Below are 10,312 nucleotides of genomic sequence, written 5' to 3'. Positions count from 1 at the left end.
CATGACATATCCTGTCTGGTTGCATAAAGCTAAAGTCGGTCTATTATAAACACAAACCACAAAAAAAGTGGTTATCTCTAACCACTTTTTGCCTAATTTTAAACGAAACTTAAAGCATTACCAGTCTTTTAGCTAGAAATAATTGTGACTATTTTGCAACCATATTTTACTGGCAGAATGGCAAGGGATAGCGCTGCCATATTGCTCTAAGTTTCGGCGGTGTTTATGTCTAGGCATTGTTTTTAGTATGGGCTAAGTTGTTGGCAGAGGTTAATATCGAGCTAGATATTGACGCCATACTGATGACACATGGCTTGTAAGCCGCCTGAATAGCCTTGACCAACGGCGCGGAATTTCCACTCACCGTTATGACGATAAACTTCGCCAAACACCATTGCCGTTTCAACAGAGTAATCTTCTGCTAAGTCAAAACGTACTACTTCTGTGCCTGTTTCTTCGTTGACCACACGGATAAAAGCATTGGCGACTTGACCAAAGTTTTGGCTACGGGCAGCAGCATCATGAATCGTGACCGTAACGACGATTTTATCGACATCACCAGGTACTTGGGTCAGGTTTACTTTGACGACTTCATCATCGCCGTCGCCTTCGCCCGTGCGGTTATCGCCGGTATGTTCGATTGCACCATTGTCAGATTTTAGCTGGTTGTAAAAAATAAAGTCATGATCGCCGCGTACTTTACCAGCGGTATTTAGCAAAAACACGCTGGCATCAAGGTCGAACTCAGCGCCAGAGGTTGCGCGCTCATCCCAACCAAGACCGATAAGTAGCTTGGTTAAATTTGGGTCAGTTTTGGTGAGCGATAAATTACCGCCTTTATTTAATGATAAAGCCATGAGATTATCCTTGTTATTAGAGTGATTAAGGGTTTGATAGTTTGGTTATATCAATCAAAACGCTAGCAAAAGTGGGATTAAAGCGGTTATAAATCTGTCGCTTAACGGTTGCTAGTAACGTTCTATCATAGCAACAAAAAATGACCCAATCAAAGCTGATTGGGTCATAGTTATGTGTACGCTAAGACGGACTGGAAAAGACAAGGTTTAAATGCTGCTTTTATATTTAACCAAGCAGCTCTAGCGATGGCGAATCTCAAAACTTTGATGAATCGGCTTTTTGATATTAAAATCAAAACCTATCGTTTGTGGCGTGATATCGATAATGTCATAGCGTTCGGTTAATTGCTCATCAAGCTCAAAGCGCGTGAAGTTGTTGGAAAAATACAACACGCCATCAGAGGTCAAACGGTTCATCGCACGATTAATAAGGGCCGGATGGTCACGCTGCACATCAAAAGTACCTTGGAACTTTTTTGAATTTGAAAACGTTGGCGGATCGATAAAGATAATATCAAATTGTTCCGTATTACCCTTAATCCATTCAAAAATATCAGCGGCGACGAATTGGTATTTATTGCTGCTGACATTTAAACCATTTAAAGCAAAGTTTTGCTTGCCCCAATCGAGATAGTTTTGCGATAAGTCAACGCTGGTGACTTTTTTCGCGCCAGCCAATGCCGCGTGGACGCTCGCCGTGCAAGTATAAGCAAATAAGTTCAGCACCGATTTGCCGCGGCTATTGTCTTTGATACGGGCGCGCATATTGCGATGGTCAATAAACAAGCCCGTATCGAGGTAATCGGTAAAATTGACATACAAATAGGCGCCATTTTCGCGCGCAACATAAAATTTACCGCGTTTTTCGCTATTGCCTTGCTTGCTATATTGGTCATTGCCCGATTGGCGTGCCCGAGTTTTGATAAAAACTTGTTCGCGGTTAATATTGAGCACTTCGCGAATGCCCATCAAGGCCAAATTAAAACGTTTTTTTGCGGTCTCTACCGGAATGGTCTTTGGCGGCGCATATTCTTGCACGTGTACGTAATCGCCATACAAATCAATCGCCACTTTAAAGTCAGGCAAGTCAGCGTCGTATACGCGAATATTGCTGACATTGTCTTTACTAGCGAGTCTTTTAAGTTTGCCCAGATTTTTTTGCAAGCGGTTAATAAAGTCTTGGCCTTCTTCCACGGCAATCTCGCGCTTCTCAAAGCGACTAATGAGGCTGCCTGTTTGCCCAGCAATTAAGGTACCGTAGCGGAAATAAACCGTGATTGCCCCATTATGGCAGCGCAAAGTTTTTGGCTCTTTAATGGACAAGATATCGACTTGTTCGACATTGGCTGCCAAGATACCAAGCATCGGATTGACGCCACTACCCGCAAAGCTGTCTTGTAAGATAAGCCCAAGCGCTTGATATAATGGCTTAATCATCTCTTCATCGCCCAAACGCTCACCATAAGGTGGGTTGGTAATGACCAAAGGATTGCTTAAGCGGCCATCATCGGCTAACGGCTTTAAAACGTGGCTGAGCTGATTAAGGGCGCGCGTTTCAAGGTCAAGTAGCGGTAATAAATCCTGCAAACCTGCGGCAATTAAGTTCTTTTCTGTCGCCAAAATCGCGCCACTATCGGCATCGAAGCCCAAAATGAGCGGCAATGTATCAGGTTGTTCGTTGATAATCTCTAAAGCTTCACGAAAACGCGTCTGCGCATCGTCAATCATTTGTTGCCATAGCGCTTCATCATGATGTTGCCATTGATAAAAGCCAAATTGATTGGCCGCTTTATCGATACCGACAGCATAATCGCAGTGCATGAGTAGCGCTTCAATGATGAAAGTACCAGAGCCGCACATCGGGTCGATTAGGGCATTATAAAAAGGGGCATTACCGGCATCATTTTTCTTATGCCAACCTGCGCTATAAAGTAGCGCCGCCGCCAAGTTTTCTTTTAGCGGTGCTTCAGTCATAGCCACACGGTAGCCACGGCGGTGCAAACTGGTGCCTGATAAATCTAAATATAGCTCAGCTTGCTTGTCATTGACTGTCGCAAATACTGAGAAATCGGGATTTTTACTATCGACATTAGGACGGCTGTCATACACTTCATTAAAAGTATCGGCAATCGCATCTTTGATACGCAGCATGGCGAATTGTTGACTGACGGCAACGCGCTTATCGACAGACAGACGAATGGCAAACGTCTGCTCTAAGCTAAATTGCTCGGTCCAATTGACCGATTTTGCCAAGCCATACAGCTGTTCTGCCACATCGTATTCGGTATTGATATTTTTACGTTTAATCAGCATCAAGACCCGCGACGCTACCCGTGACCATAAACAAATGGTATAAAGGTCGCGCAAGCTACCAGTGACCGCTAAGCGTCCTGTACTTTTCATCTCACTTGCAATGCCAAAGCTGCTTAGCTCAATTTGTAGCGGTGCTTCAAGCCCATCGGCACAAGTAATAATAAGGTCAAGCGACAACTCGGCTGCAGCGGTTGATAAGGAGTTGGGCGTGGTGGTTTCGGTCATACGGTTACCTGTGGGCTAAATTGATAAATAATGCACCTCAAAACCCTGATGTTTAAAATCTTAAGGCTTAAAATTATGAGGTTTAACTGGCAATTTTACCATAATTACGAAGTGGATAGTTTAAAGTGGCAGTTTTTATGGTGCAGTGTTTATGGTGCAGTGTTTATGGTGAAGTGTTTAAAAGCTACATTGAAAAAATGATGACTTACTGGGTTTTGAAATTATCGAGCCGTTATTCAGCATCTTGTTTTAATGAGTTGTCTTCAGTAATCAGTTTGGTCGTGGTTGCAAAGGGCTTGGTGTCGATAGGAGAATCAACGTTTTTTGGCATTAGCAGGCGCATATGCGGGTAGGGGGTTGAGATATTTGCCTCATCAAAGGCGCGTTTGATATTTTCCGTCAAGGCCTCTTTAATCTTTGGCATACGCGCTACGGCGGCGGGCTTAACCCAAAAACGGATAACAAAAAACACCCCATATTCGCCAATCTCGTCTACCGTCGCTGAGGTTTCAGGGCGTTTTAGCACTACTTCACTATCAGACAGCACTTGTAAAATGACCTCGCGCGCTTTATCCACATCGTCTTCAAAAGCGATGCGCATACGAATATCGAAACGAATAAAGTTTTTTGAGGTCAAATTGGTGACCACTGATGAGGCGACATTGGAGTTGGGGATGATGACGGTGATATTGTCGCGGGTTAAAATATGGGTCGTGCGTAACGCGATGACCACGACCCGCCCTTCATTGTCATTGATATTGACCCAGTCACCGACTTGAAAGGACTGCTCAAGTAAAATGGTAATGCCGGCGATAAAGTTAGCAAGCGTCGATTGGGCGGCAAAACCCACGGCAATACCGGCAATCCCCAGACCTGCTACCAAAGATACGATATCAAAGCCAAATTGTGCCATAACGCTGGCAAGCCCGAATACCAATAATAGCACCGATAAAATATTTTTAAGCAGCTGCTCAATAGAGGCGTTTAGACCATAATGCTGTAAAACCTTATGTATAATTTGACCAGATGACGCCCATAACACATAGTAAATTCCCGCCCACGTACTGGCTTTAGCCGTGGCTTTGACCGTATCTGGTTCAAAGCTTAGCTGACTCATAATGGCAATCAAGCTGCTGACTATCCAAATATAGCGTAATACCGAGCGGGCGATTTTGGAGCGGCGTTCATTGAGACCAATGCGGCTTTTGCTTTTTTTGATAAGATAGATGGCAAGCCAATAAAAAAATCCCAACACCGCCAGCAGTATTAGGATTTTGATGGCCGTGCTCACCAGTTCTACTGATTTAGAAGTCCAGTCGAGTGAGTCTTCTTCGATGGAACCGCCGATAGCAATATATAGGCTGGTATGTAGGTCGCGAACAATCTCTCGAAAGAAGTCAGTAATACCAGCGATTGCCATTGTTTTATCCATGCAAAGTTTGGGTCTACATCAAATGAATCGTAAAAAGAGCTTATACTAAGATAATTCAGCTATAAAATCATCTAATAATAAAGTTTTAACGCTAAAATTTTAAGGAACAATCAGCGTAAACCGCGCAGCTCATTTTCGATCTGAGCTTAGCTGCGCGTAATAGCTTAAACCATATTAACGTTAATTTTAATAAAAATGGTTTTATCAGTCGATTAAAAAGTCCCTTCTTGAGTATCGTGATACTGATAAGGAATTTTCATCATACGCTGCACATCACGTAACGCCGTACGCAGACCTTCTAGTATCGTCGGATGATAAAAAGGCGTATCGAGTATGTCCTTTATACTCATATCATTGGTAATCGCCATCGCCAATATATGACCGATATATTCAGCATCAGGTGCCACCATGCTTGCGCCCAAGATTCTATCTGTCTTTTTGCAACCATAAATGTGCAGTAGACCACAATTGACACCCATCACGCGGCTACGACCTTGATTATCAAAGCTGACTTTTCCAATGACGTATTCAAGCTCTGGATCGGCTTGTATTTCAGGTAGCGACATGCCGACGTTGACGATTTGTGGCGAGCAAAAGACGATAGAAAACGGCGCGGCAGTTGGGCGGATATAAGCATCGCTATTGTTGTTACAGACCATACTACCCGCACTAAAACCTTCATCACTGGCAACGTGTAATAAAGGCAGATTGGCATTAGCATCACCGACAATATAAACTTCTAAATTGCCAATTTTACCCGTTTTTTTATCGAGCTGCTTTGGACGATTTTTGTCATCAAGCCCAACGCCCAAGTTTTCAACGCCTAGGGCTGCGATATTATTGCGTCGGCCCGTAGCGACCAATACATAATCGCCCTGCCACTGGCGCGTCTCACCAGCGCTGTCTTCGTAATCGATAAAAGCCGCTGAGCCTTCGTTATCTGCTGCTTGCTGACCGACGTCGTTAATCTTGCTACCCAAATGCATGGTCATCTCACGACTTAAGCAATCAATGGCTTTATTATTGATATCTTCATCTTTTAAACCGGCGACGCGTTTGTCGCGATTAAAAAGTGTCACCTCGACGCCCAAACGTGTAAAGGCTTGGGCGAGCTCCAAGCCGATAGCCCCTGCGCCGATGACGGCGAGAGACTTTGGTAAATCAGTTAGCTCAAAGACGGTATCGGAAGTCAATAATGTTTTGCCAAGTTTATCCGCCCAGTTATCAGGGATAAACGGCTTACTACCAGTCGCCACGATAATTTTATCGGCTTCGATGAGTTCATCATTGACCTCAATGAGACCTTGTTGGTTGATGTAAGCGCGACCCGCTATTTTTGTCTCAGCAGGCCAGCTTTCTACTTGCTTTTGGACGTAACTGGCAAAATGATTGCGTTCGGCGCGAACCCGCTCCATCACTTGTTTGCCATCTATTTGAGCAGTAGCATGAATACCAAACTCGCCAGAATGGTTGGTGTCATAGGCGCGATCGGCAGCAGCGATGAGAAGTTTACTCGGCATACAGCCGACGGCAATACAAGTCGTTGACCAAGAGCCGTCATTAATAATGAGGACGTCGTCTTTTAGTTTTCTGGCTTGGCGAAAGGCGTTTTGACCGGCGGTACCGGCGCCGATGACCGCCACCGATACCTTGCGCGTCGCTTCTTTATCAGTGTTATTATCGGTGGTGCTGTCAGTCTGTTGATTCATATTACTCACAAAAAAAAGGTTTTATCGTAGTCGATAGAGATAAATAAAATTGCCAAATAATCATAAAAAATATTATGGCGCGAGCGTGGCGAGTAAGCGTTCGGTATAGCCAGCTGCGCGCAAATTGCGCTGTGCATGAGTAAGTATGCCATCTTTATTAAAGACAAAGGCTGAACGTACAAGGCCTAAGCTGACTTTGCCATACATATTTTTTTCTTTAATTACATCAAAATATTGGCATAATTTCTCATCACTGTCGCTAATCAGAGGAATATGCAAATTGTACTTAGCGATGAATTTTTCGTGAGACTCAACGCTATCGCGCGACACACCGATGATATCGTAGCCCAATTCATCAAACGCATTGATATGAGTAGTAAATTCTGTCGCTTGCGTGGTACAGCCTGGGGTGTTGTCTTTTGGATAAAAATATAAGATAAGCCCCTTATCGGTATGGGCAACCAGCTCTTTTAGGCTGATATCGTCATGAATAAAATTACCGTCTAGCTCGCGCACGATAGTGACCGGAAAATCGGGCAGGGCAAGGTTCTCTGTAGTGGGTTTAGCCATTATAAAATCCTTATTAGTTTCGGTTATGCGTATATTATAGTAGGTGGTCTTATTATAGGCAGTTTGGCAGAAATAAATACTCCGTTTTACACTTCACTTATTCATTCGCAACAAAAAAGACTGGTAATGGCCAGTCTTTTGTATTTTTTAGCAAATATTTTCTTAAGCAGTTTAGGCAGGTTTTTGTGGCTGTTTTAGGTCCAAGCCCACGGTGCATTGCTGCAAGTCTTTTTGCATTTTTTTCACGTAAGGGAGACCTGATGGGTCTTTTTTGCTTTTTGCATAGCTTTCGATTTCCCACATTTGACCGATGGTCATATTGCTACGGACACCGATGGTGCAGTTGCAAAGCTTGGTAGCATCGCTTTTATTAGCGACTTTATATTTGACCGCGCCATTGACACAGGTATTGATATTGTCTTGTTTAATGTCGGCCGCGTTTGCTTGTGGTAAGGCAAACAGCGCCGCAAGAGCTAGGGGTAATACAGGCAAAAACTTCATAAACATCCTCTACGGGTCGTGTCAATTTCTCAGATTTTATATAAAAATCTTGGTAGTGTTATGTGGTCACAGGTTTTATGGCTTATATAAGTGATGATAAAAGTATAGCTAACTATAAAAGCCTTTTTTATCTATGTCACTCATTATATTTTAGTAAACCAGCAGTATATGCCGCTTGTGACTGACATAGTCGCCCATACCATAGCAAGTAAATCGTCTAAAATACAACGCTAGCGTGCTGTGTTAATGCAAGCAAATGTTGCGCAAATGTTTAATAAGCCATTATGCTAAGATAATAATAGTGGCATTTTCAAGTACTTAGCAGAATATTTCCAAATGTTTATTAAGACTCATTAGACTGGTAACGCGTCGGATCAGAAACCCCAGCTTGGGCAAATCCTTGGCGACGTAGGACGCAGCTGTCGCAAATACCGCAAGCAAGACCATTGGCATCTGCCTGATAACAAGAAATCGTCTGCCCATAATCGACCCCGAGCGCTAAACCGAGCTCAATGGTTTTGGCTTTGGATAAATGCTGCAACGGCGTTTGAATCGATAAATGATGACCGGTGACACCAGCTTTAGTAGCAAGGTTCGCCATGTGTTCGAAGGCGGCGATATATTCTGGACGACAATCAGGGTAGCCTGAATAGTCGACCGAACTGACACCGATGACGATATGATTAGCATCAGTGACTTCAGCGACTGCTAAAGCATAAGATAAAAATATGGTATTACGCGCCGGCACATAGGTATTTGGAATGGCGTCATTAGTATCTATATCATGGATATCACTTTCATCGCGATTGTTACTCGGGAATTTATCAGTATCGCCATCAGGGACAGTCATGCTGTGGTCGGTGAGTGATGAGCCACCAAGCTGGGCGATATCGATATCAATAATGCGATGGTTAACATTGGCAGTCTTTGCAATGGCTTTGGCAGCGACAAGCTCGCTATTGTGGCGTTGACCATAGTTAAAACTGACCGCCGTCACAGACGCATAGCGCGCCTTTGCCCAATACAAACACGTCACGGAATCAAGCCCGCCTGATAGCAGCACCACGGCATTTTGGCTTTTATGTAGTGCTGCTAAATCAGCATTGTCTTTGAGACTGGGAAAGGAGGTCTGCGCAGTTATTTGAGTCATAGTATTGTCTATTGTTGGTTTAAGAAATTTGAAAAATTTGAGTTTCTGAGAAATGGCTGTTTTAACTAAGGTGGCATTATTACATAACTTTGAAGATATGTTTAATTGCGCATAAGTTGCGATAAAAATGGGCACAAAAAGCCACTAGTTTTGTGCGACTTTTCAATCTGTTAGCAAAATTTGTTATAATCGCTGCTTTTAAAGCCAGCCTGTTAAAGTTACGGCTGCTTATTTTTACCGTAACGTCAACTTTGTAAAGATATTGAGTACCTTATGACCGTAGCGACCTTGTTTACGCCTAAAATCCCTTCCCAGTTTGATGCAGCAACTAGCGATACGATTTCTGCAGATGCCGATTCTACCAATACTGGCTGGGATAGTGATGCTGAAGATACTGATAGCATGGATGACGACGGTGCTGACGAAGCCATGAGTAACGATAATACCGCTGAGCAAGCATCTTCTACGCACATTTTACCGACTGAAACGGCAGAATTTCGCAAGCTACAAAAAAAGCTACGTCGCCAAGTATCATGGGCGATTCGCGATTTTAATATGATTGAAGACGGCGATGTGGTCATGGTTTGCGTTTCAGGCGGTAAAGACAGCTATACGTTGCTCGATATCTTATTGCTGCTCAAACGCATTGCCCCGATTAGCTTTGATATCGTTGCGGTAAATCTTGACCAAAAGCAGCCCGGTTATCCCGAAGATATTTTGCCCGCTTATTTGAATGAGCAAGGTATCGCGCATTATATTTTAGAAAAAGATACCTATAGTATCGTCAAAAGCGTGGTGCCAGAAGGTAAAACGTACTGCTCAGCCTGCTCACGCCTGCGTCGCGGTTCGCTATATGGTTTTGCCAAACAAATCGGTGCCACCAAAATCGCTCTTGGCCATCACCGCGATGATATGCTGGCGACTTTCTTTTTAAACTTATTCCACGGCGGCGCGCTGAAATCCATGCCGCCAAAACTGCTAAGCGATGATAAGCAAAACTTACTGATTCGTCCGCTTGCTTACGTTGAAGAAAAAGACATCATTGAATACGCACGTTTAAAAGAATTTCCGATTATTCCGTGTAATCTATGCGGCAGCCAAACCAATCTGCAACGCGCAATTATCAATGATATGCTACGCGAATGGGATAACGCCCATCCACAGCGTTTGGCGTCTATTTTTAAAGCCATGCAAAACGTCGCGCCGTCACAATTGGCCGATCGCGAGTTGTTTGACTTTGAAACTTTAAACATAGAGCGCGATGACAATGAGCGCTTATTTGAAGGCGATAATATTCAAGCAGGGCAGACCGACAGTTTGGCTGAGATTGGTTTACCAGTAGCGCCAAAAACTCAAGTTTTTAATCCGAAGTTTGCCAGTCATCACAACCACGACCACGACCATGATCAGCAGGCAGAAAGCACCGATAGCATGGCAAAAACTAGCCGTACCACGCAAAAAATCCCCACGATTAATCCGGTGATTTAAATCATATAGACATTAATTTTTATAGAATTACCACCAAAAAAAACCAGCGCATTATTCACTAATGGCT

At 43.6% G+C, this 10,312-nt stretch carries 8 protein-coding genes; 1 reads left to right on the top strand and 7 read right to left on the bottom strand.

All coding sequences use genetic code 11. From position 1 onward, the window contains the following. Nucleotides 1–281: 281 nt before the first annotated feature. The 7 genes from IQ457_RS06960 to queC all read right to left on the bottom strand — a co-directional run bounded on the left by IQ457_RS06960 (nucleotide 282) and on the right by queC (nucleotide 8,757). Entirely contained in the window at nucleotides 282–857 is a 576-nt protein-coding gene (locus IQ457_RS06960; RefSeq protein WP_200662601.1) for a TerD family protein, read from the bottom strand. 240 nt (nucleotides 858–1,097) lie between these two features. Further along, nucleotides 1,098–3,395, bottom strand: coding sequence for a bifunctional 23S rRNA (guanine(2069)-N(7))-methyltransferase RlmK/23S rRNA (guanine(2445)-N(2))-methyltransferase RlmL (gene rlmKL, locus IQ457_RS06955; protein ID WP_200662600.1), 2,298 nt, complete (start codon nucleotides 3,393–3,395; stop codon nucleotides 1,098–1,100). A 232-nt stretch (nucleotides 3,396–3,627) separates the two neighbouring features. After that, entirely contained in the window at nucleotides 3,628–4,815 is a 1,188-nt protein-coding gene (locus IQ457_RS06950; RefSeq protein ID WP_227514999.1) for a mechanosensitive ion channel family protein, read from the bottom strand. A gap of 224 nt (nucleotides 4,816–5,039) precedes the next feature. Next, the gene (locus IQ457_RS06945) at nucleotides 5,040–6,536 is read right to left on the bottom strand and encodes a dihydrolipoyl dehydrogenase (protein ID WP_200662599.1); all 1,497 of its coding nucleotides are present in this window, start codon (nucleotides 6,534–6,536) and stop codon (nucleotides 5,040–5,042) included. 72 nt (nucleotides 6,537–6,608) lie between these two features. Next, nucleotides 6,609–7,106 (bottom strand): peroxiredoxin, encoded by a 498-nt coding sequence (locus IQ457_RS06940; RefSeq protein ID WP_191690600.1) that lies wholly within the window; start codon nucleotides 7,104–7,106, stop codon nucleotides 6,609–6,611. 171 nt (nucleotides 7,107–7,277) lie between these two features. Then, complete coding sequence (locus IQ457_RS06935) at nucleotides 7,278–7,607, bottom strand: hypothetical protein (RefSeq protein ID WP_068408057.1); 330 nt, start codon at nucleotides 7,605–7,607, stop codon at nucleotides 7,278–7,280. Nucleotides 7,608–7,950: 343 nt separating this feature from the next. Then, nucleotides 7,951–8,757, bottom strand: coding sequence for a 7-cyano-7-deazaguanine synthase QueC (queC, locus tag IQ457_RS06930; protein WP_242465382.1), 807 nt, complete (start codon nucleotides 8,755–8,757; stop codon nucleotides 7,951–7,953). A 429-nt stretch (nucleotides 8,758–9,186) separates the two neighbouring features. Between queC and ttcA the strand changes: the two genes are divergently transcribed. After that, nucleotides 9,187–10,245, top strand: a complete 1,059-nt coding sequence (gene ttcA, locus IQ457_RS06925; RefSeq protein ID WP_446737535.1) for a tRNA 2-thiocytidine(32) synthetase TtcA — start codon at nucleotides 9,187–9,189, stop codon at nucleotides 10,243–10,245. The last annotated feature ends 67 nt before the right edge of the window (nucleotides 10,246–10,312 follow it).

Source organism: Psychrobacter sp. M9-54-1 (genome assembly GCF_016613355.1).
Taxonomy (GTDB): Bacteria; Pseudomonadota; Gammaproteobacteria; order Pseudomonadales; family Moraxellaceae; genus Psychrobacter; species Psychrobacter faecalis.
Note: the sequence above shows the minus strand (reverse complement) of the source record. Positions and strands in the feature narration are given on the sequence as shown.